21 protein-coding genes are annotated in these 23,548 nt (G+C 40.8%); 5 read left to right on the forward strand and 16 right to left on the reverse strand.

All coding sequences use genetic code 11. The annotated features are described in order from the left end of the window. Positions 1–497: 497 nt before the first annotated feature. The 6 genes from QT711_RS07925 to QT711_RS07950 all read right to left on the reverse strand — a co-directional run bounded on the left by QT711_RS07925 (position 498) and on the right by QT711_RS07950 (position 8,600). The gene (locus tag QT711_RS07925; protein WP_317943242.1) at positions 498–1,745 is read right to left on the reverse strand and encodes a Zn-dependent hydrolase; all 1,248 of its coding nucleotides are present in this window, start codon (positions 1,743–1,745) and stop codon (positions 498–500) included. Between the two features lie 66 nt (positions 1,746–1,811). Then, positions 1,812–2,849, reverse strand: coding sequence for a C45 family peptidase (locus tag QT711_RS07930; RefSeq protein WP_317943244.1), 1,038 nt, complete (start codon positions 2,847–2,849; stop codon positions 1,812–1,814). Further along, positions 2,846–4,465, reverse strand: a complete 1,620-nt coding sequence (locus QT711_RS07935) for an amidohydrolase (protein ID WP_317943246.1) — start codon at positions 4,463–4,465, stop codon at positions 2,846–2,848. The genes QT711_RS07930 and QT711_RS07935 overlap by 4 nt, the downstream gene beginning before the upstream one ends. A 25-nt stretch (positions 4,466–4,490) precedes the next feature. Continuing rightward, the gene (locus QT711_RS07940) at positions 4,491–5,996 is read right to left on the reverse strand and encodes a sodium:solute symporter family protein (protein ID WP_317943247.1); all 1,506 of its coding nucleotides are present in this window, start codon (positions 5,994–5,996) and stop codon (positions 4,491–4,493) included. Then, on the reverse strand, positions 5,996–6,214 hold the full coding sequence (locus QT711_RS07945) for a hypothetical protein (RefSeq protein WP_317943249.1): 219 nt from the start codon (positions 6,212–6,214) through the stop codon (positions 5,996–5,998). The genes QT711_RS07940 and QT711_RS07945 overlap by 1 nt, the downstream gene beginning before the upstream one ends. A 379-nt stretch (positions 6,215–6,593) precedes the next feature. Then, positions 6,594–8,600 carry an acyltransferase family protein gene (locus QT711_RS07950; RefSeq protein WP_317943251.1) on the reverse strand — a complete coding sequence of 669 codons (2,007 nt, stop codon included), beginning with the start codon at positions 8,598–8,600 and terminating at the stop codon, positions 6,594–6,596. Positions 8,601–9,348: 748 nt separating this feature from the next. On the opposite strand from QT711_RS07950, the gene QT711_RS07955 reads away from it, so the two are divergent. After that, complete coding sequence (locus tag QT711_RS07955) at positions 9,349–10,161, forward strand: N-acetylmuramoyl-L-alanine amidase family protein (protein ID WP_317943253.1); 813 nt, start codon at positions 9,349–9,351, stop codon at positions 10,159–10,161. Positions 10,162–10,215: 54 nt separating this feature from the next. Here QT711_RS07955 and QT711_RS07960 read toward each other — a convergent pair whose 3' ends face one another. Beyond that, a complete protein-coding gene (locus tag QT711_RS07960) occupies positions 10,216–10,746 on the reverse strand; it encodes a hypothetical protein (RefSeq protein WP_317943255.1) in 531 nt (176 codons plus the stop codon). A 366-nt stretch (positions 10,747–11,112) separates the two neighbouring features. Between QT711_RS07960 and QT711_RS07965 the strand changes: the two genes are divergently transcribed. From QT711_RS07965 to QT711_RS07980, 4 genes are all read left to right on the forward strand, one after another. Continuing rightward, a complete protein-coding gene (locus tag QT711_RS07965; RefSeq protein ID WP_317943293.1) occupies positions 11,113–12,969 on the forward strand; it encodes a rhomboid family intramembrane serine protease in 1,857 nt (618 codons plus the stop codon). A 1,112-nt stretch (positions 12,970–14,081) separates the two neighbouring features. After that, positions 14,082–14,498, forward strand: coding sequence for a TasA family protein (locus tag QT711_RS07970; protein WP_317943257.1), 417 nt, complete (start codon positions 14,082–14,084; stop codon positions 14,496–14,498). A gap of 82 nt (positions 14,499–14,580) precedes the next feature. Then, positions 14,581–15,234, forward strand: a complete 654-nt coding sequence (locus QT711_RS07975) for a hypothetical protein (protein ID WP_317943259.1) — start codon at positions 14,581–14,583, stop codon at positions 15,232–15,234. A 183-nt stretch (positions 15,235–15,417) separates the two neighbouring features. Continuing rightward, on the forward strand, positions 15,418–15,984 hold the full coding sequence (locus tag QT711_RS07980; RefSeq protein ID WP_317943261.1) for a class D sortase: 567 nt from the start codon (positions 15,418–15,420) through the stop codon (positions 15,982–15,984). A gap of 179 nt (positions 15,985–16,163) precedes the next feature. Here the strand turns inward: QT711_RS07980 and QT711_RS07985 are convergent, their stop codons facing one another. The 9 genes from QT711_RS07985 to QT711_RS08025 all read right to left on the reverse strand — a co-directional run bounded on the left by QT711_RS07985 (position 16,164) and on the right by QT711_RS08025 (position 23,346). After that, positions 16,164–16,628 carry a DMP19 family protein gene (locus QT711_RS07985; protein ID WP_317943263.1) on the reverse strand — a complete coding sequence of 155 codons (465 nt, stop codon included), beginning with the start codon at positions 16,626–16,628 and terminating at the stop codon, positions 16,164–16,166. Positions 16,629–16,802: 174 nt separating this feature from the next. Further along, positions 16,803–17,171, reverse strand: coding sequence for an acetyltransferase (locus tag QT711_RS07990; protein WP_317943264.1), 369 nt, complete (start codon positions 17,169–17,171; stop codon positions 16,803–16,805). 157 nt (positions 17,172–17,328) lie between these two features. Next, positions 17,329–17,505, reverse strand: coding sequence for a hypothetical protein (locus QT711_RS07995; protein ID WP_317943266.1), 177 nt, complete (start codon positions 17,503–17,505; stop codon positions 17,329–17,331). Between the two features lie 343 nt (positions 17,506–17,848). Beyond that, positions 17,849–18,574 carry a FadR/GntR family transcriptional regulator gene (locus QT711_RS08000; protein WP_317943268.1) on the reverse strand — a complete coding sequence of 242 codons (726 nt, stop codon included), beginning with the start codon at positions 18,572–18,574 and terminating at the stop codon, positions 17,849–17,851. A 40-nt stretch (positions 18,575–18,614) separates the two neighbouring features. Further along, a complete protein-coding gene (locus tag QT711_RS08005; RefSeq protein ID WP_317943269.1) occupies positions 18,615–19,397 on the reverse strand; it encodes an HpcH/HpaI aldolase family protein in 783 nt (260 codons plus the stop codon). Further along, complete coding sequence (locus QT711_RS08010) at positions 19,394–20,458, reverse strand: 2-keto-3-deoxygluconate permease (protein WP_317943271.1); 1,065 nt, start codon at positions 20,456–20,458, stop codon at positions 19,394–19,396. The genes QT711_RS08005 and QT711_RS08010 overlap by 4 nt, the downstream gene beginning before the upstream one ends. After that, positions 20,449–21,804 carry an NAD(P)H-dependent oxidoreductase gene (locus QT711_RS08015; RefSeq protein ID WP_317943273.1) on the reverse strand — a complete coding sequence of 452 codons (1,356 nt, stop codon included), beginning with the start codon at positions 21,802–21,804 and terminating at the stop codon, positions 20,449–20,451. The genes QT711_RS08010 and QT711_RS08015 overlap by 10 nt, the downstream gene beginning before the upstream one ends. Before the next feature lie 193 nt (positions 21,805–21,997). Continuing rightward, complete coding sequence (locus QT711_RS08020) at positions 21,998–22,369, reverse strand: NIPSNAP family protein (RefSeq protein ID WP_317943275.1); 372 nt, start codon at positions 22,367–22,369, stop codon at positions 21,998–22,000. A gap of 482 nt (positions 22,370–22,851) precedes the next feature. Then, complete coding sequence (locus QT711_RS08025) at positions 22,852–23,346, reverse strand: sigma-70 family RNA polymerase sigma factor (RefSeq protein WP_317943277.1); 495 nt, start codon at positions 23,344–23,346, stop codon at positions 22,852–22,854. Between the last annotated feature and the right edge of the window lie 202 nt (positions 23,347–23,548).

Here is a 23,548-nt window from a genome sequence, read left to right on the forward strand (position 1 = left end):
AAAAATTAAAAACGTATCTACTACAACACGTTTTGTGTATGTGTATGTAATTGTAGTGAATTGACTGAATTCAACCACGCACAGGCATCCGAAAAAAATCACTCAACGACAATATCCCTCTAAACAAACCCTTAATTTGTAAAAAGTATTAAGCGCGAATAGAAATACTCCCTCAAAAAATCCACCCGCGCAAAGAGAAAATCTCATAAAAAGGCAGTACGTCGCATAACTATCTCTAACACGGCAAATAACCTCTAAACGCTGCATGCTTGAGTCAAACACCGCATAATCCTGTCGTTCGCCGCATACGCGCGGGACAGCGTTTCTTGAACGCAAAAATGCCTTTCTTCACAAGCACCCGAAAAAGCGAAAAAAATCCGCCTCCCAATGAATAGGTCGGCGGTACATATGGTAAGCGCATTCTTCTTTACACAACACAACAACTATCATCCAAACGGAACAACTTCCGTTCATCCAACGATAGCCTATTTTCAAACTCACTTTACAAATTCACTTTCGTAAGCATTAGACAGCTTCTTATCCAATTGCACGAGTGTCTGCAAAAGGACATCTGCTCCTTTTGCACATGCTTCGTAGGCTGTATACTCGTCTTCGCGATGGCTATAGCCTTTTGTGCTTGGAACAAAGATCATTGCTGACGGAATGTATGTTGCGATGAATTGGGCATCGTGACCAGCTCCGCTATACATTCGACGCGTTTTGTAGCCGAGCGCAACCGCAGAATCACTTACAGCGTTGACAACCGTAGTGTCAAACTCGACAGTATCACGGTCCCAAAGCTTTCGATACGACATCACACATTGCTCCACTTCACTCGGCAATCGTGCGATAATCTTTTCAACTTCCCGAATAACTGCACAATCCGCATGGCGTGCTTCGAGTGTAAAACGCACTTCATTCGGAATGACAGTATGGATATTCGGTGTTACGTGCATGCGACCGATTGTATAGACAAGATTTTCAGGCATCTTCTTCAATTCACGCTGCAAGTGCATCATTACATTTGCTGATGCGAACATTGCATCTTTTCGCATGGAAATTGGTGTCGTTCCTGCATGGTTGGACTCTCCATTGAGCGTAATCTCGTAACAAACCATTCCCATGACACCTTCAACTACTGCAATATCCTCGCCATACGTATCCAACACGGGCCCTTGCTCAATATGAAGTTCAAGATAGGCGGCCGCATCTGTTAACCTGTCGCATTCAGCACCTTCAAAACCGCTCTGCTTCAATGCTTCTTCGAACGTCACCCCTTCGGAATCCCTAGATCGTAGCATCTCTTCTTTGTTAAATTTACCTGATAGAACGCCCGAGGACATCATCGCTGGATCAAAACGGGCCCCTTCCTCATTCGTAAAGTTAACAACCATCACCGGATGATTGAGCTCGATTTTACGTTCAACTAGCGTATGCACCACTTCAAGTCCGGCAAGTACGCCAAGCGTTCCATCAAACCGTCCACCCTTTAGGACGGAGTCAAGATGGGAGCCCATCACAATCGGCGGAACGTCTTTTTTCCCTGGCAAAATTGCATACATATTCCCCATATCATCCACTTTCATGGTCAGTCCAATGGCTTCACAATGACTATGGAATTGATGCCGCGCATCGATATCTGCTTGTGACAAAGCTAGACGCGAAACCCCATTCCCCGGAGTGGCTCCAAACGCGCTGAATTGTTTCAGTAACTGTTCTAGTCGATCGCGATTCACTTGTTCCACAACGCAACCCTCACATTTATCTTATTTATTCAACCAAATAGCCTCTGTAATTTTTTGTCTGTGCACTTAAAGCACGCCCGCATGACACGGATGCCCAACCTTGTATTCAAATGTTCCTTCCGTCAAGCACATGACGATGCTAAATACTGTTTCCATTTGGGTATGCGCAGGATTCCTTTCATTGACATGCCTACAAATGGAATCAGGGTATCCGTGATGATCTGCTAAGATGTGGAACAAATTTTCCTGTTCCACATCCTCCTTCATCTCTCGCAGTAGTGTTTGCATCCGCTGTAAGCGCGGAACAGAATCGTCAATTGGAAAGTCTGCCACTACTTCTTGTAATTGCGTTTGACATATATGATTTGTATGCACCACCATTCCGTCCACGGGTTCAATCATCGCTGTTCGAATTGGCGACACTTCCATACCAGCCATTCCACCTTCCCTTGAAGCGATGAGGAAATGGGCAGGTGAAGCTACATTTCCATTCACTACAGCGACTGCCTCCTCAAACGAGTGCGATTCAAGAACAGCTCGTAAACTAAGATGGAGCGGTATTTTGGGCTGCCACGTACGGGTTAATAGAGCATTCAAACAGACACCAATACCGGCTGCGTTCATTCCAATTTTCCCGATAATCCCACCTTCCGTGATCATCCGGATGTTCGGTTTTCCTTCCAGTTCGATATGCACGTCAAGCAACGCGTCAATTTGACTTCCTTTCCAATCCCAATTCTGACCGAGCCACGTATTCGCGCCACGTTGTATGGCGAACGATGTGCACCCATCCGGAGTAGACGTAAGGGCAATTTCACTTCTTGCATTTAACGTCAAGATGTCTTCGAATTGGACACCTGCTGCATCCGCAATCCCTTGCATCTCTTCAAGATAGGCAGGACGAAAAGCTGCAATCGCGTCATGATGCGTCATCGCTTTCTCGCGCACTTCTTTCCACTTCATACCCGTGTATCCTTTAAACAGCGCTTCATACGTTTCAAGACTTCGATGGATTTCCTTTTTTCCTTGCTCCCCATGACCGCGACCAACTGCATAAGGAGAACCCGTTAGCGTAATGTGCTGAATGCTTTTTATTGCTTTCATACGTTTACCGGCTCCTTACTTCGCAAATAGACCGTCTCTCCGCCGATAATCGTCCGATCTGTTTTAATTCCCAAGATTTCATCTACTTCAGCTGACAAGATTGACCGGTCAAGTATGACGAGATCTGCAAACTTCCCTACTTCTATTGAGCCTGTCTCTTTTTCACTAAAACTCGCATTTGCAGCATGGAGCGTATAGCCACGAATAGCTTGTAACAAACGAATCTGTTCGTCTTCACCGATGACTTGCCCTGAAGGTGCTTTCCGTGTCATAGCACTATGGATTCCTCGCATCGGGTTAAAGTCGGCAACCGGGCAGTCTGCCGTAATCGTTGCCGGAATCCCATTTCTGTAGTAGCTCGCAAGCGGATACATGCGCTGCGCTCGATCGCCATAATTTGTTACATAGCCATCTCCATATTCACTAAAAAATGTAGGGTTCGGCGTAGGAATAACACCTAACGCTTTCATTCGTTGTAGTTGATCTTCTCGGACGAGACCTGCATGTTCGATACGATGACGGGCGTCTTCTCGTGGATGCAGTTGAAGCGCCTTCTCAATTGTATTGAGCAGTTGGTCAATTGCCGCATCCCCTTGTGCATGCGCAGTAACTTGCCATCCTTTTTCATGTGCTGGTATGAACAGCGCATCTAGCTCTTCTTGCGCTAAATAGTGAATCCCGTAATTTCCAGAATCACTCGTATAAGGCGCTGTCGTCCATACCGTCGGCCCACTACTTGAGCCGTCCAGGAACATCTTAACCGGACCATATTTAAAATGCTCGTCCCCCTCACCTGTGCAAATGTCTAGTTGCATATAATGGCGAACGACTTCTTCCGGTTTATTCAACGCACCGACCATTGCATATACGCGCTGTGCAATGACACCCGACATCGCATCTTCCCGAAGTGCTTCAATGTTTTGTAGGCCATAGCCGGTTGCATCATGGATTGACGTAATGCCTTTCTCAGCAAAGTGAGCGGATGCGACACGATGGGCTTCACGCATTTCATCCCGTGTATGGGCTGCCAACTGATACAACTCCATATGGGCAGTTTCAATTAGACGACCGTCTGGCTCACCGTCTGCTCTCCGTCCAATTTCTCCACCTTCGGGATTTTGGGTGTTGCGCGTTATGCCTCCGATTGCTAGCCCTTCACTATTCACTGCGGATAAATGCCCGCATGCACGAATGACCATTACGGGATGCTGATCGGTCACAAGATCTAGCTCTTCACGTGTCGGAAATCGCCCCTCTTCAATTGACGTTTCATTAAATCCCCATGCGCGTACCCACTGCCCTGCTGGAATAGTGGAAGCATGTTGCTTCAACTTCTGCAAAAGCGCTGCCAACGTACGTATTTCAGGATCCTTACACGACACAGCAAGTACATTCGCCCCGTACATCGTTGTATGAATATGCGATTCAATGATACCTGGCATAAGTGTCCGCTCCGCAAGGTCCGTCACTCTTGTTTCTTCATCTTGGAGTTGCAATATTTCTTTCGTCGTTCCCACTGCCGTAATCTTTCCGTTTTCGATTGCAACGGCTTCTACAATCTCATCATTGGCATTCACCGTAATGACTTCACCGTTAATCAATAATTCCTTTGCCACTTCCGAAAACCCCTTTCTAATGGTGTCAAATGGAAACTGGTTTTGAAACGCTTTTCGGTACTTCTTCATACAGTTCCTCAACCATATCAGGGAAGAAATCCTCAACAGTTTCCTTTGAAACTTCCTTGGTTAATAAAGATACGACAAAGAAAATTGGCAAGTTGATAAAGAGTCCCCATATTCCAGCGTGGATGCCTAATGGATGTGGGAACCATACCGAAAACAGTAGCGTAACAACGAAACCGGCTGCCAAGCCCCATAATGCACCTTGCTTTGTCGCACGCGGCCAAAAGAACATACCGACGAGTGCGGGAAACGCTTGCCCAATGAAGCCATACCCAATTAGTAAAATGTACACAAGACTTGCCGGTTGCATAATGGAAATAGGTGCAACAATAAGCCCCATAATCGGGAAGATGAGCCAGCGCGTCATTTTACCTGCTTTTTCGTCAGATAGTTTAAAAATTGGTTGAATGACATCTTTACTATAGCTCAGCGCCGTTGAATGGATACAAGGTTCACTCGAAGACATTGCAGCTGCAAGTGTCCCCGCACCTAACAAACCGGCAAGGAACACCGGCATGTTGTCCATCGCCATTTGGATTGCGACCGTATCCGCCTTTGCCAACGACGGGTAGACAAAAATCCCGATGAAACCAACAACGAGCATAGGTATGCAGACGATATAATAGGTTGGGAGCATCGTGGCTGCATTGCGAATCGATTTCCTGCTATCAGCACCCATCCATTGAATCCAGTGCGTTTGCCAAACAGAAACCATTGAAATTAGAATGGAAGTTGTCCAAAATGCAAAGCCCATGTCACCTAAATTGCCTGGTAGTGTAAGGAATTGAGGGGCTTCCTCTCGAACCCGTTCAAAAACAGGGCCGAACGAATAACCTCCCGTGAACTGTTTGACAACCCATAGTCCAAATGCCCAAGATACGATGAACATGAGCCCACCTTGGAAAGCATTTGTAATCCCAATTGCACGTAAGCCACTTCGGAAAAGATAAATTGAAATAACGGCAAGCGAAAGAATAACTCCGAGCCAAACTGGAATCTTTCCATGACTCATTACGTTCAAAATGTAAGCAGAACCCGTTGTTTGAAGTACAGCATAAGCAAGCACGCCGATAGACGTAACGAATGACGCCAAAGCACCTAATGCTGGGCTTTCGTAGCGATGTGTAATGGCCGCCCCTTGCGTCACATGGTTAAATTTCACACCGAGACTCCAAACTTTCGGCCCGAGGTACCAAGCAGTGATTCCCATGAACGTTAAGTAAATCACAACATACAGAACCGGCACACCTTTGGAATAAGCCCATCCGGGTGCACCCATAAACGTATAAGCACTAATTCCACCCGCACCGACAAGTAAATACATAACGAGCGGCCCCAAACTTCTTCCACCTACGCCCCATTCTTCCACTTTGTTCATGTTGCGCCCTTTGCCCGCCCCAAAACCAAGCCAAACTGCAATGACCATATAGGAAACTGTAATGATTAAAGGAATCCACTGTGCCATCAGTCATTCACCCCTATCTTATTCAGGACGACAAGCGTGGTGGTCGTTAAAATAATTAAAAAAACTGACCAAACCATTAGTAGCGGCATGCCAAAGAGTATCGTTTCATTATTCAAGAGTGGAATAACAGGCCAACTCCCTAGCAGAACAATGAATAGAATGGCTAGTAGACCAAACCTTCCTTTTTTCGTTTTTGGCGTTCTAAACGTCGCTTTCATTCAATCTCCCCCTCGTTTGAATGGTATCCGTGATTCTTAACTGCTTTCCTTCATACAAACCCCAACTTTGTAAACGCTTCCAAAACACCTCCGATTATTTCGGTATTTCTATCATCATATTGTAGAAACACTTTTTATTCATCTATTATTCTGTCTACTTTGCATAAATCTCATTAGACACTTTGTCCAATTGGGATTTTCTTTAGGGAATTCCTGGTCGTGCTGAATACCTTTGACAGATTAGCATTTTAATACTTTGCGCCAAAGCTGTCGGACATGAAGCACTTTTGCATTCCACATGTACGTATATTTCGATAAAGTCAAAACAGAGCCTTGAAACTTTACATGAGTAAAATTCCAAGGCTCTTGGGTAAGAACATTATTTTCTGTCCTTTTTTTGTAACCGCTCAATCAATGGATTCATTTCAGCCTCTAATGCTTTAGAAAGAGTTTTTGCATAGGTTGCAGTAAGATGGTGAGCATCTCGATATACAAACACATTTCCTATTACAGGTGAACATTTCTTTCCAACACAAAAATAATCAGACAAATCGCCAAATGTTACATTCGGTGGTTTATTATCAAGTGACGACCACGGAATATTACTGGAGAGCGCTTTATCTCTGGTCTTACCACACTTAGAAGGATTCTTTACATTTTTCTCTAAACATGAACGTACATCTTTAGGCATCCGTGGATTGTCACGAATTGCAAAAATCTCACTAATACCTTCAAACTCTTTCCACTTTTCTAAATATCCTTCAGGCACATGGTCTCCTGCTCCAACAGTTGATGTGGTGAAAATGATGTCAACTGGATCCTCTTTTAAATACTTTGTTACATTTTCATTCCATTCTTCGCATGATTCTCTTCCCCCGAAATCATCCGTCGAGAATCGACAAGCATCTTTGTTGAGTACTTTTAACTGGATACGACGATTATCCGCTATTTCTTCAAGAGCTGGGAACCAATGTCCGGAATGAGAACCGCCGACAAGTGCAATCGTTAAATCTGGATTTTCCAGCTCTCCAAATATACACTCTTTCACTCTTCCACCTTCCGACATCGCAGAATAGCAATTAGGATCTTCATAAAAATGTGGTAAGTCCTTGTCAAGAGTAAGTAAATTAGGGTATGGTTCAATTCCTTTTGTCGCTTTGACCGCATCCGAAATAACAAGAGCGCCTGGATAGTCACTCATTTCATATTTCATGTCTTTCTCTAGTAAATGTAAATAACTACTCCACGACACTGTCAAAAGCAGGACTGTCCCAGTAAAGGAAGCAACATATTTCACTACTATCTTTTTGTGCTGATGAATAGATAACGCACGTATTGGTTTTTCAATAAAATGGATTGTGATGGTTGCTAAAATAAATGAAATGAGTAATAAGATCAAACCATGGAAAAATGGAACTACTTCCTTATCAAACACTTCAAAATAGAATATTAATATCGGCCAATGCCATAAGTAAAATCCATATGAAATCCCACCAAAGTAAAGTAATGGTCTTGAACTAAGTAGACGTGCAACGCCGAAACTAGTTGTATTTTCCGCTGAAATAATAATAAATATTACCCCAGTAAGTGGCAATAACGCTACATAACCAGGAAACATGGAAGATACTGAAAAAATGATACCGGTAAGTAAAATAATTAACAACCCGAGCCATCCGATTACCACACTAATTACCTTTATTGGTTTTATGTAAGGAAGTAATAACGCTAAAATCCCCCCCAAACTAAACTCCCATACTCTGGCAAAAGTATTAAAATACGCATATGGCTGATTAACATTCGTTAGGTAAATCGAGTATGTAAGCGAAACTGCAAACATCAATATTAAGACGACAAGCAATGTTTTTCGAACAGGCGTACGAAATATTTTTTTAGCAATAATATAGACAATAGTTATTAATAATGGCCATGTCAGATAGAATTGCCCTTGTAAAGAGAGTGCCCAAAAATGCTGAAATGGACTCGCTTCGTTATTTTGAGCTAAATAATCTACAGAATTCCACGCTAGCTGCCAATTCTCCATATAAAAGATTGAAGCAAAAACTTGTGCTATTGTTTCTGACCAAACCGTTTTAGGTAAGATGAAGATGGATAGTAATGTGGATATGAAGATTACTGTAAACGCTAGTGGAAATAACCTGCGCGCCAACCCTAAGTAAAAGTCCGAAAATTGAATGCGCTGATCGCGTAATATTCTAGATATTAATGATGTAGTAATTAAATAGCCGGATACAACAAAGAATATATCCACGCCTCCAGAAACTCGACCAAGCCAAATATGATACACAGCTACTAACAATGCTGCAACTGCTCTAACACCTTCTAGTTCTGGTCTGAACTTTTTAGGAGTCACTCTCAAATCAGACATAAAACCCCTCTTTCTACTAGTCCAACGACAGTAAATGATAAATAAATTTATTTTATCATATCATATTTCATTACCATTTTTCCTTTAAGTATCACCATATTTGTTATTCATCTATACTGATTATTCATAATTAAATTTATTAGAAAAAACAAAGTACAACCTTCAAATACTTAGTATTCAGAACGAACTAATCCTCTAATTTGGTTTTAAATTTCCTTTAGAAAACAAGTAAATAAAACCAATATTAGTAAAGACAATAATAAATATTTCATTTGAAAATTAACAATCCCGCTAAAATTATCAAGTGCATAGTAGTTAGATTTTGCAGATTTATTAAAGTCTAGTTTATAAAGCATTTATCCTTTTCACGCTTGCACAGTCTGAGTATTAAGTAGCAATAAAAAATTACGGACAAATGTTTCGAGGATTATTTAATTAAAAATTTGAATTGTTATGAATAATAAATAAGTACCTCTTTATTGCAATAAGGTAAGCATTTAACCAAATACATATCTTTGTCTTTTGTATCCAATTAAACTGGCCAGCGCTATATAGTGAGTGACGGGACAATTGCATTACCTTTATGCCTAATAATTGCGGATAACAAAGCTATTTTTGCTTCCTACCTATTACTAAGAGACCTATCTTACTCATGTAAACTTCTGTTTTTCATATTTACGCCTGTCTATAGCCTGTACATCGAATCTTATACTTTCATAGAAATAAAAAGAGGAGGGAGGTTAGAATAATGGTTAGAATTGCACTGGATGCTGGGCACGGTAAAAATACACCCGGGAAACGCTCACCAGATGGAGAGCGAGAATGGTCGTTTAATAATGCGGTATTGCTTGCTTGTGTAGAGCGATTAAGCACGTATCAAGATGTGCAAATCCTTCGATTGGACGATCCTACTGGGGAGATAGATGTGTCTTTGAGTGATCGGGTGAAAAAAGCCAATGATTGGAACGCTGATGTATTAGTGTCCTTTCATCACAACGCGCTTAGAGGCGTTTGGAACAACCATGGAGGAATAGAAACTTACGTAGCAAACAACGCAAGTAAAACTTCCGTTGAATTAGCTCAAATCATTAATCCAAAAATCGTAAAGGCGATGAGCTTACGGAATCGAGGCGTAAAACGTGCGAACTGGTATATTGTTCGCTATTCAAAAATGCCTGCGCTCTTGACAGAGGGAGGATTTATGGACAGCACAACAGATATTATAGCTTTGCGCAATCAGGATAAATTACAGGCACAAGGGTATGCAGTAGCAGACGGCCTGGCGGAATATTTCGGGATAAAGTCCAAGCCAAACAATAAGCCCTCCGATATTACAGTGGAGCCACCTAGTAATCGTGGTATAGGTATTGTCGAAGTACTAGATCATACAGTATTACGGAAAGAACCGTCATACTTGAGTGAGATCGTTCGAAATTTAAACGTTGGTGAAAAGTACGTAGTATATGCTTTAGAAAATGGCTGGTTTAACGGTGGAGGCAATCAATGGATCCTCGCAAAGCATACGCGTTTCATCCCGAACGCAGACACAAAAATTGGATGAAACAAATGCGCCCTATCTGTAACGGATAAGGGCGTTTTTAAGGTAGAGTTAGCTTTAACAACTCCACACATCTTTAAAGTATACTGATAACAATCCTTCTCCTCGAAATCTATCTTCTACAATAACTTGAAGCTTTCGGAACTCTTCTTTTACTAATTTGCCATCCGGATTCGAGTGAGCGGCAAGGTACGTATATGTATACACCTGTTCTCTAGGAGAAAGTTCAACAGCACTTTTCAACATAGAATCGCCTTTTGCTTGCCAACACGCATACTCTCCAAAGTAATACGGAAAAAGTGAAATCATATAACCGAAACACCACAGGAATTCCTCATTTGTCATAAAATTAGTTAAGCCAAAGTCTGTAATTTGATTTAGCAAGGTCGCCAATTCCTCGACATTCAAATCTTCAACTTCCAACGGCTCCTCTTCAGTTAGAAAATACCAACAGAAGAACCCAAGTCGAATAGTAGTTTTCAAATCATAAGGATTTTGATTCCATTGATTCATCATGAGTGATTTTGCTTCTATCCACTTACCATCGTTTTCAAGTGCGTCGATTTCAGGCCATTGCCAATCTATCATAGTAAGCTGCTCCTAACTGAGTGGTCATTGTATAATTTGTGGTGATGTACACTTTATTTTACACAACACGCACATCTATTTCATTTATTGGAACAATTAATTTGTGAACATTCGAGGTTGCCAAGTTGAAACAACTCAGAATTTCCAGCAAACCACACAGTAAAAAATTGTTTCTTAATTACTTTGCACACGATTCTAGAAGTCCATTCTACAATCAAAATACAAGAAAAGTTGACTTGTTTTATACAAATAAGTTAAGTAGTATTCTAAACTGATTTCATGATAATATAGTTGTGGTTATTATTAACTAAAATTTCGTGCTAAAATTATTTTTCACATAGCTTTTAGCATAGAAACTTGAAGAGAGTGAATGACAAAATGTTTGATATGCAAGGAATTAAGGATGCGATAAATAACCTTGATCTCGAAACGGTTAAAGAAATTTTTAGAAAAGCACCGGCAACAACTCTTCTAACAGTATTATTAGTTGCATCATTCTTAGCGTCATATATTTACGGGGACGGACCGACAGATTATAAAACGGCTCGACTATTTGGAGCAATTAGTCCTCAAGATGCGACAACTGATGATCTCTACAGATTAATTAGCTACACATTTCTCCAAATTGGTGGACCAATACATCTGTTAATGAATCTAAGTATGATAGTTGTGGCAGGACCATTCCTTGAAAGAGTATATGGTCCATTCAAATACACCTTCTTGTTTATTGTAACAGGCATGGTTGGTGGTTTGTTTGTTTTGATGTTTTCTGGGACAGATGTTTTTGTTGGAGGAGCATCTGGATCGGGTTATGGTTTAATAGGGTTGTATGTAGGATTACTATTAAAAAGACACCCACACATTGATGAAGATTTAAAAAGTTGGATATGGAATCTATTGTGGATCAATATATTATTCACGGCCTTTGTTCCTGGAATATCAATTGCAGGTCACTTAGGAGGCTTAGCCGGTGGTTTATTATTATCCATATTTGTTCGTTACCAATCGGACAAGTATTATTACAACGGTAATTGGCTTACTTCGTTAGTAAAATCTGTTTTAGGATTTACTGCTGCGTTGAGTCTAATCTATATTCCGAAACTGATATGGCCATCCAAAGTGATTCCCTATATCCAAGAAGTCAGGATGAAATTTGGTGAATCAGTAGCATTAGATTCTTTTACAGGACAGATAGTTGAAGATTCACTCGGAAAAGAATTTCTCTTGGAAAACCTTGCAGGTAAAGCCGGCCCTCTTTACTACTATGGTAGATTACTGATTGATATAGTGAAAACTAGTTTTATTGAAATAACTGTTTGTATTGTAATACTAATCCTGATGTACAACTTACTGAAGCACATGCGAAAAGGTTGGAGAATTAGACAAGTAGTAAAAACCCATTATCTTTACCATGTAGCGAAAGAAAATAGGCAGGAACATATAATTTACCGCATAGGTAATAGTACAGTGAACACTTATACAAACCAATATCCAAATGTAAATTATCGTAAAGCGGAAAAAAAAGTTCAATCTGAGATAAAGTTAATGTTTGGAAATCCACTCATGAAGGTACTAGATCTTCTTATTGGGACTGGTAAATTAAGTCTTCTATTGTTGATGTCAGGATGTATAATGATTTTCATATCGCTGATAAATGACAATAAGAAACTAAATATGGCAGCGTTTGAAGAAAATTTATTCATTGATGCAGTAGCTTATTTTGACAGTGGAAACTATGAAGCAGCTTTAAACATATTGAAAATGATTTCTTCAGAATCTAACATTTCAAATGAAGTTCAACAAATGATTCCGGTTTATCAGCAAGCTTATGACATGTTTCAAAATGAAGAAGATAGTGATTATTATTCAGAATGGGAGTATGAAGATGATATAGAAATAATTGAGTATGAAAGTATGGGTTCTTGGGCAGTAGATGTTGTAAATGGTAGGCTAAATGAAATACCGGAGTTTACCATTGGGCAAATCTTTAGTGAAAATCTGTTTGATGATCTGATCTGGGAAAATCACGACCAGTTTGTTAGTGTAGGGGGATACTATGCAGGAGAAATAAGGCCTGGTCATCCATCCCTTGTTACGCTACATTTGTATCCAACTGGACAAGGTTACTACACGATTGGTCAAGTGTATCTTAATGGTGATTTAGTAGATGATGTGAGAGGAATGTATGGTATTTTGGATATAATAACAACCCCACTCAGGTAAGAGAGCTTCGGATGGGTTGAAGAAAATTTCACCCACTCTGTTTAGCCATAGATAGCTCTTGTCATTTTCTAATCCTAGTATTACATCACTTGGCGGCATATTTGCTTCATTCCTAAAAGCTAATCATTGGATTTGAGTCGGACATCTTTACATCAATGTCTTCCCCTCTCGACGTTAATGTTTTATGCCTTCAATCGAAATACACGCTTTGGTATATCCGTGATTCTCTGCAAGTAATGTTTTGTTTCATTTTCAAGTTGGCTATGTTTTTATCTCGCATAAAAAAAGTCATTTGTACGTTTATTTGTAGCGATGCAGAAATAGTGAAATGAGCAGGCGTTTGTTAAAGCAGTTCACCTTTTCGCCTATTAGACTAACGCTTCATACGTCAAACAATTTTCGGACTTTCTTGTGAAAGCTTATCGCGAACAGGTAAGTACTTCAGAAGCGTTATTGGACCTACATGCGGACAAGGTGAAGAATTTCCTTTTCTCAACCTTTTTAATAGGTCGCTCACTCGCTAAGTACTTGTCGTAATTGAATACAACCGATATTAATTAAGTCGGCATTTCCAAACACAAATGTACAACCCTTTGAAAATCACTATTAAAATGAAAAAACCCCAAGAGAAACAATACCTATCTAGGCATTGTTATAACTCTTGGGGTACTTCCATTGGTTTGCTATATGATTGATTGCAGATGATCATTTATTTTTTAGGGACTGATAGTGCCGCTTTTCCCAACGACACTATCAGGTTCTTTCCTAAAGCAAAACCTTAGGAAAGGGTGTTATAAGAAGAGAATACCATTTGACATAAACACTGTCAACCTAGCAAACTCGTTAATTTTTTCCTCGTATCCTGTGGATTCCTTCTTTTGATACTTGAGCAAAGTCGGATTCTAAACCTGTCAATTCCTAATTGAAATTTACCTAAATAACCAAAAGTATACCATAGGGATTACTCGATAGTGGAATATTAAAATACAGAAAAATATCCGATAGAGGGAGGATGTACTATTCTCCTCTGTATATACTAAATATAGTTCAACTTTCATAGTTAATCGTGAGGTGTCAAGAGAAGAACTTATGCTTATTGCACTGATGTCGAAGTGAATAATAGTACTTTTGCAGCCGACATGAAAGAACTAAGTCAATCGGACATTATGGATAGAGATTTACTAGGGCCGAACTTGGGTGGAGAACCTGATGGACTGAAGGCTGGTACTTCAGATTTTACCGTCAAGTGCGATTTCGTAGATAATGGTCAAGATCAGAATGCTTTCCAAGGTGATTCTGTACTGTATCGGACAAAAGGTGATGATAACAATGCGGAAGACATAAACCCTGTATTGTCTCGAAATAGAGTCACGAAGTACATCGGTTTCACAGTCCCGTACACTAGATATTTTATCAACTTCGCACAGTCAATAAATGGAGCTTTTTCACTGTTGATTCCTAGATTTTTATTGCTAATCTTTTCAGTAGTTACACTTCGGAAAGTGCTTGCACAAATTGAACTGTCTTAAAAAAGGTAGTGGAATTTGTCGGCGAAGACAGCAGAGGAAGTACTTCCTTAATGACCGTCTAGATAGATAAGGAGGCATTAACATGATTAAACTGTTACGACCTTTTCTACTATTATTATTGGTTAGCGGACTAGGTTTCTTTCCTTTACATGTATTTGCAGCAGGCAACGACGGTTCGGAAATAAAAGTCTTAGACATGAGACTTTCACCCAAAGATACGTTATTTAATATTGCGAACATGAAGCCAGGTGACTGGGCAACCCGAACGATTACAGTTGAAAATAATGGGGTTCGGGATTTTGACTACCACATGCAGTTGCGAAATACTGGAGAAAAAAAGTTGTTTAATGAGCTAGTGATTGAAGTGAAAGTAGACAACCAGGAATTGTATCAAGGGAAATTATCGGAATTTCAATCTAAACTGACTAGAAAACTCAAAAGTGCTAGTGACGATCAACTAGCTATCACAATTCGTTTTCCGGAGCATCTCGGAAATGATTTTCAAGGGCTTGAATCGTCATTTGTTCTGACTTTTATCGCAGAAGGAAAAGATAGCAAAATTGTTGAGGACGGGGCTCAAGGAATAATAGGCAGTAGCGGTTCTTCAGCGGGTTTTAGATTACCGGCTACATCGACGAATCTATTTAATCTGCTGTTGCTTGGTTCAGTTTTATCGATAAGTGGTTTTGTGTTATTGCTGATAAATTTTTATAAGCGAATGAAACTTGCTCAATAGAAATGCAAATCAATTCAAAGGGCTATCCAAAGTATAGACACACTATTAAGAGCTACCGATGCATGGTATACCCTGCCTTGGTAGCTCGTCTGTTTTTAGAATACTCTTTGGATTAGAGTCATTGATCATAAGACCTCATCGACATGTACCATTTGATACTTGGATCACAGGAGGTAGTTCGTTTTGTTGAATAAAACAGCTCTGATTCTGATAGTAATTGGATTAGTAATCATTGGATATGCCTCTCTTCAACGAATGACTGGACACCAATCAGAAAAAGCTGCACTCGCCCGTATAAAGAAGGAGTTGGAAGAAAGAGAAGCAACAGAAATAAAGCTAGCTGAACTGTCATTTCAACATGGTCAAACAATTGGTGTTTTGGAGATTCCTGCTATCAATAAAGAGCTTCCAATCGTTGAAGGGACAGACGAAGAAGCATTAAAGCATGGTGTTGGTCATTTTACGAATACTGTATATCCTGGAGAGAAAGATCAAATTCTATTGTCAGGCCATAGGGACACAGTCTTTACTGGCTTGGACAATTTGCAAAATGGAGATACAATCATTGTGAAAATGGCACATGGTACCTTTACCTATTCGATTACAGGAACGGAGATTGTAGATGAAGATGATACAACAATCATCCGTTCTACAGCACCAGAAGAAATACTAACGTTATCCACATGCTATCCATTCACGTATATTGGAAATGCACCACAACGGTATATTGTCTATGCAGAACGGGATTGAGGAGACCAAACGAATCGCAATGTGTAGATATTTTGACGGTTCCTGTGCTGGAAACTACGTGAATTTAACCAATTTGCATCCAATAAATACAAACATACCAACTTCACCCTTTATGTTTTCAGACATGCAATTGCAGTAAATGAACTGAATTCAACGTTGCACAGGCTCTCGATTCAATCTTAAACTACTTCAAGTAACTCAGTATAAATACGCATAAAATAGGTTTCTAACAAATTTTCTAGCTTCTGATTAAGTTTGTGGTATTGCTCGTCAGCTTTTTCAATGACACCGTAAAATGCATCTTCTTTATTCTCACCATTTTTTAAAGCAACGTACAAACTCCACATTTCTTGACTATAATTTTTCACAATGATTGCATAGTCATGTGCACCTATTTTCTCAAGCGTATCTATTAATTTCTTTATGTAACTGTCTATGCTTATCTCTTTGATATACGATTCAAACCAGTTCAGTAAGCTTTCGTGTCCTCCACTTTCAAGCTCAGAATAGTATTGAAACACCACACACGCTTCATTTACAACAGGATCTTTGGAATCTAAGTCACAATCGCTTAATACTGATACAACTGCATTCCATATATCCTCTTTGTCCACTAGATCTCTTCTGCTCATTATAGGTTTCATAATACTCCTCCTCGTTTCATGAAGGTGCCTAGGCTAGATACATTCACGATAACTCTTATATACATACGAATTTATTGAAATAACCGAATTCAATTACGCACAGGCACCTAAAAAACCCCACTCAAAAATCAGGTTGTGAATGGGATTTTGTGTTTATTAGTAAATAATCTAGTATTAAAATCTTAAATAGGCTAGAATTTTTTGGTTGCAATTCACTTGGAGTATTTTAAAATCATTGTTCAAGTAAAAATCATTTAGATATGGGACATCATCATACTCTACACATACAATTCGTAAGCCTACTAAATCATAAGCCAATTCGCAATTTTCCAAAGCGAATTCTAAGATGGCATTGCCACTTACCTTTCCTTTATATAAGTCAGATTTTCCTAATTGAGCGATTAAAATAGAATTAAAAACATCTGTATTTTTATTACCAGATAATTTCTTTCTTAATTCTCCAGAAACTTCGTCTGCAATGTTAAAAGGTTTTACTAGGAGAGTAAAGTAACCAACTATCTCATTATTATTTTCGTCATCCACAACTAGACTTGTACGAGTTAAAGCTCTTTTTTCAGTGTGTATTGCCTTTTTGTGAAAAATTTTTGTACATCTTCATTTTGGACACATTGAAAAGATAATAAGTATTGATAAATTTCAGCCTCATCTTGAGACGCATCAAGTAAACTCGATAAACTAATTATTTACATTTTCTATAATTCAATATTTTTGCTACATTCGCAATTCTTTCTGATTTAGTAAGCTTTATATCGTTAAAAGTGTTTGTGTGTCTGATTTGAGTACGTGGGGTCGTAATAATTTTTCTTGAGGCTTCTTCATCAAGAGTGAACCGTTGAAAGATTGTCTCTGTAGCCATTTCAACATCCTCCTCATCACACATACTAATCACCTCACCTAAAAAGGAGTAGTCTTTAGTATATGCACTTCTTTTCCAAATTATAACATAAATTCGCCCTTTATTCCACCGTATTGTGATTTTGCCAGCGCTTGTGCAAGAAGCATTCATGATAATTCAACCAATTGGGATGGATATACATAAAAAAATCACAACCCTATCAACTACTACATTTTGACTTTATGTATATGTAATTGTAGCGAATCAACTGAATTCAATTACGCACAGACACCCCAAAAAAGAACGAATCCGCTATGCACACCTTTGGATTCGTTCTTTTTAAGTCTTGCCTACGTTATAGTAATTAATTTTTAAGCGATGATAGCAACCTATTCGTAACCGTTTGTAAATGTACTTCCATTGCTTCTTTAGCCGCAGTTGCATCTTGGTTCTCTAAGGCCCGCAGTATTTGACGATGTTGTTCAATCACCCAATCACGACTTGTGGAATTTTCGACGACTCGTTCAACCCATGCTTGCAGAAGTGATTTCGTGTTTTGAAGGGTTGAAGACAACACTGGATTTTTTGCTGCACGTGCGATGTCAAGATGGAACTCCGAGTCATACTCTGCAAATTCCTGATCCGTACAATCTACATCTTCCATTTTCTTTAGAAGTTCAAACAATCCTGCGCATTCGTGTTCGTTGATACGGGTTGCAGCCAATTCAGCAAGGCTTGTTTCTAAATAAAACCGCGCCTCGATAAGTTGCCTCGCTTCAGTAGTATTTAATAGCATTCCCCATGAGACGACTTCCGACAACATGGAGGATGTTTCCGTACTCACGTATGTTCCGTCGCCTTGGCGAATTTGAACCACTCCAATGAGCGCAAGCGTTTTGAGCGACTCTCTAAGTGTGGAGCGGGTAACTCCAAGCATTTCAACAAGCTGTCTCTCAGATGGTAATTTTCCACCAGGCTCAATCTTACTAGTGAAGATACTCTGCACTAGATGCTGAACTGTATCTGGAACAGAATTACGAAGACTAGGGTTAACAGGTTCGAATTGCACTGCCGCTTTTACATGCGCCATGGTGATCCTCCTCAGTTAGTTGTTCAAACAATAACTAAATTTAAAACCAACGATGTCCAACGCTTGTTTTACCTAAGGCTTCTGACATCGACCTGATTTGTCTAATCATCAAACCGATGTCCGAACCTAAAGACACCATACCAAAACCTTGGTCCCTGCGCAATATCGCTTCTTCCGTACTGCGAGCTACGATACCTGATGCGACGCCACGCTCCTTAGCTCTACGTAGAATATCAAGGTTTATTTCAGCGACACCTGGACCTTCCCATTCGCCTACTGCCCCTCGACTTGCTGACATATCGCCTGGTCCTAAAAATATCGTCTCAACTTTCTCATCAAGGATTTCATCGAGATTATCGTATGCTTTTTGCGTTTCAATCATTGGCACAAACATTAACTCATCATTTGCATTTGCTACATACTCTTCTAATCCTAATCCCCATTTCCCGCTACGCTCTCCTCCAAGACCTCGACGCCCTAATGGTGGATAGTAAAAGTGTTCATAGGCTTTTCGGACTTCATCTGCACTATCTACGAGAGGCAAAATAATTCCGTGCGCGCCCATATCTAATGACCGTTTAATCGCTTCTAAATCTTGACTTGGTGGTCGAACAAAAACCGACATACCAGACCCCTTGGCCGCAGTTAGATGTCCTGCTACCGCTTTATAATTGATATAACCGTGTTCAAGATCGACACAAATCCAATCAATTCCGAGCAACGCAGCCACTTCGCTCACTGCTGGTTCTTCAGAAGTGACCCAAAGCCCAAAAGCAGTTTCACCTTTTTGTAACTTCTCTCTCAAATTCGCATTCATTGTCATAACTCTAACCCTTTCTTCTTTAAAATTTGGTATTCAGCTTGTTGATTGGATGAAGCAAAATTCCATTCATCTTCCTGTTTAGGACCAACCCCTCTGCGTTCTTGCCAACGTGCGATAAAAGTCACTAAGAAGGGTGTGAGTAAAGCGGTTGTTACCGTTGCAGCGGCAATTTGAGCCGTTGCAAGAGCCGCTATCCCCGAAAACGTTGGATCTACTAAGGCGATAGCTGCCGGTGTCGCAATTGCGTTTCCAGCAGTTGTTGCTTCTGCTGCACCCGCGATAAGATTGCGTGCAGGTTTCGGACGGCGTCGAGCGACGTGCACCAACCAGAGCACGCCCATCGCAGCTCCTCCAGAAAAGATAACCGTAGCGACACCTAATGCCGCACCAGGAATTCCAGCCTCCGCAAAAGTCGCAAAATCAATCCCGACGCCTACAGCAAATCCTAAGAAAGGAATTAGCAGTGCCTCACCTGGTCGAACGAATTCTCTTGCAGTTTCACTGAGATTTCCAACAAGAAATCCGAGAAATAAAGGAAGGAGCGTGCCTACTAACATTTCTATCGGAAAAGCTGCTAGTCCAGCTGCGCCAAGAGCGACCAACGTGAAAAACGGACCATCATTAATAGCAATTACGGAAACGGCTCCCCGATCGCTTAGATTGCCATATTGTTTTGTAAGTGCCACATATAGCGTTGAATTGGAATTCGTCATTGCCGCAATGATTGCCAGTGGCGTAAGGCTCCAAAGTACTCCGCCTGGGACTAGGAAAGCCACACTTAACCCGAAAGCGACTCCAATTCCTACTTTCCCTAAAAGGATTGCGCCTCCTTTTTCGAGCGTCACACCGGTAGATCGAAAGTTTATTTGAGCACCCATACAGAAAAAGAATAATCCTAATAACGCACCGGTACCATCCCTGAATAGGCTTGTCGTAAAGCCTCCAATCGCCAGAACTTCAGGAAAGAATGTATTGACAATCGCTCCAAGGAAAAGAGGGATGATCATTAAACCACCAGGGATTTTCCCTAATGCTCGACCTAACGCTGTTATTACACGCATTCAATCACTCCTCGCGTACGGCGTTCCATTTCTTTTCGTAGACGTAATGCTGGCGTATCTTTTGGTTCCTCGATATCATCCCATCTTACAATTTCTCCTGCAGCGACGGGCTTTTTCAATTTTACTGAACTAGCTAAGCCAATCGGTAGCGCACCCTCCGCTAACGATTTACGCGCTGAAGTTAAAACGCCCGTAACACAATAGCCGCCCTCCCCGTCAAGCACTTCTCCTATTTCAAGATCCTTCTTTGCAACGGCAATAACGTCACCAACGAAAGCAGACGGAGCACCTGTTGGTTCGTTCCTTAGAACAGCAGATGCGACACTAATTCCAAGTTCCATGCCAATCATGTGAGTAGGTCGATACAGCGACGCATACTTGCCACTTGGGTCTGTCTTCACCCCGTATTCTCCAAAACAGCGCATGGCATATTCAGTACGAGCTTTGAATGTAACGTAAACGCCCCAACGAAGATCATTAGCAATTTCAGAACCATCGAGATTCAAACTCGAAACGACTTCCACTGTTCCACTCGAAGACAAAACACCACCTTCGCTACTTGGCCGTAGTTTTGTAGGCAGTTCATCTGTCGATACCGGTGGGAACGTTAGCCCTTCATCAGGAGGTATCAAACCTGTTCCATTTGCTACTGCCGCCATTTCAATAGCTGATTTGGTTCCATCTAGAAATGAGTTAAACATTTGAGGATTAAAATCGCCTGTCGCCAACTGCTCCTCGGTAAAGCCGTAGTGATCCCAGACAGTTTCTGGTGTTGACTCTCGATACACTGGCAGATACTTGGTCCCTTTCCCAGCAGCCATTACCTCAAAGCCAGAAGCACGACACCAGTCCACCATCTCACAGATCAAAGCTGGCTGGTCTCCATAAGCCATGGAGTAAACTACACCTGCTGCATCGGCCTTTTCTTTTAATAAAGGACCGGCTAATACATCCGCTTCAACGTTAACCATAATAATGTGTTTTCCATTCTCGATAGCAGCAAGAGCATGTCTCACACCTGCAGCTGGATTTCCAGTTATCTCTAGAATGACTTCAATTTGCTCATTTTCTATGATTTCGCTCGAGTCATCGGTGACAGCTGTCAGACCTGTAGAAACAGCTTCTTTCACATTCGAAGTCGTCACTCGCCCCATATCCCATCCTGTTCTCTTGAGTGCGTCTTTTGCACGTGTAGTATCCAAATCAGCTACAGCGACAACATGGAATTCTGGCATATTCACAGCTTGCGTAAAAAACATGGAAGCAAACTTTCCTGCTCCGATGACCCCTATTCGAATTGGTCCTGATTCTTTCAACCTCTTGTTAAGCAACGTATATAAGTTCATTATTTTCCTCCCTAATAAAAGTTGTATTTAGCTTCAACAGTCAACACGGTAATAGTAATTGCTTGTACTTAATTACTAGAAAGAGCTTGTCCCATGGCAACTACCGGACACGCAGCTGGTTCATAACGTAGTAGATGCATTCGCCTTTCAAGAATTTTCTCCAGCGCTTGTAGATCCAACAAATCGCTTCCGCTTAGGAATCGGCCAACTTGAATGCTGTATTTTCATCGTCAACAACAATCGGAAATGAGCGGATTGGCGAAAAATCTGTCGGGTACAAGATCTTGTTGTCCCACCTCACGATCATTGGTCGTACGATTGAAATGCAATGTTGCCATTCAGGTGATTTAGCAAGTTCAGCTCGTTTTTCTCGTCGATCTTCCAAATCTTTAAACACCCAAAAGTGAGTGACTTGATTTTGTGTTCCGAATTCGTTCGTAAAATAGCCAAGAAAGCCTTTAAGAATCTTCTTCTGCACATCGAGACCAAACTTTTCATAGCTGCTAAGGAAATCGGTTAATGGGACACCTGGGTTAATATCATAGGTTCGTTGTTCGACAATCATTTTTCTCCTCCTCATAATAAAAAATTTGAGATTAAATACGGATATGGCTCTATTCGAATTTGGTTCTTCATCCTTTTAAAATAGGAAAACCTCATTCTACGCTCATTGTTAATGGCGATTCACCAAATATGAAAGCGCTTCCTAAAACCATTTAATCTACTTTCAATTTTTAGAATACAAGGTTTATTTTTAATTGTCAACCGGTTGATGAGTTGAATAATGAGAAAAATTAGTTTAGAGAGAAAGTAAAGTGTGGATGAATCGTGGCGGTGCCTGTGCCAGAAACATTCATGTTAATTCAACCAATCCAAATGGTTATGCAAGAAAAAATTACGAACCTACCCACTACTACATTTTGATTTTATGTAAATCCGTTTGCAGTAAATTGACTGAATTCAACCTCGCACAGGCACCGAAAAAGCAAAAAAGCAGAACCTTGGACCATTCGCAAGCTTCTGCCTCTTTCTCATCCTTCACGTTCCTTATTCAGACCCTCCCTCCATCACCCCACGCAATTTCTCCAACAACCGTTGCCTCCTCTTCTTCACACCTGCTACAGAAATGCCTAATCGTTTGGCACAATCTGCCTGTGTGTCCCGCTCAATAAACAACCAGTTCAACAACTGCTTCTCTTCCTCGGTCAGTTGCTCAACAGCCTGGCTTAGACGATCAACCCACCCCTCTTCTTCGCATACTCCCTCTTCAATCCAAAACGTCAGCTTTTCATTTTCCGCCGGCATGAATCGCTCCTCAGATCGATTTTCCTTCATCATCTCATCCATCATTGCGCCACGAATGGACCGGTAGGCGTAAGGTGTGAAATTCCCCTTCTCCTTATCAAACTTTCGCCACGCGTGCCACAGGGCCACCCTCCCCGTTTGCCTGTACTGTTCATGTTCACGATAAATGTTCAATTGCCGGATATTCGCGGTAATCATTGGCTCATATTGTGCCAACACGTCTTCAAAATTCAACACTTGCTTGACCTTTCCAATCGTGCACGATTCAACTATTCCTAGGTGGCTTCATCATAAGGTGCATTTGAAAGGAAAACCAATTCCAGTTTGGAGCAGTTACGCTAGTAGGAATAGGTGAACGGCTCGTGCATTCTACACGTTTGGTCGCACAATAGAACTTGAATCCAAGTATTTTCTTTGTGTCGCGGCCTATTCATTCGTC

The sequence above is a fragment of the Sporosarcina saromensis genome (assembly GCF_033253735.1).
Lineage (GTDB): Bacteria > Bacillota > Bacilli > Bacillales_A > Planococcaceae > Sporosarcina > Sporosarcina saromensis.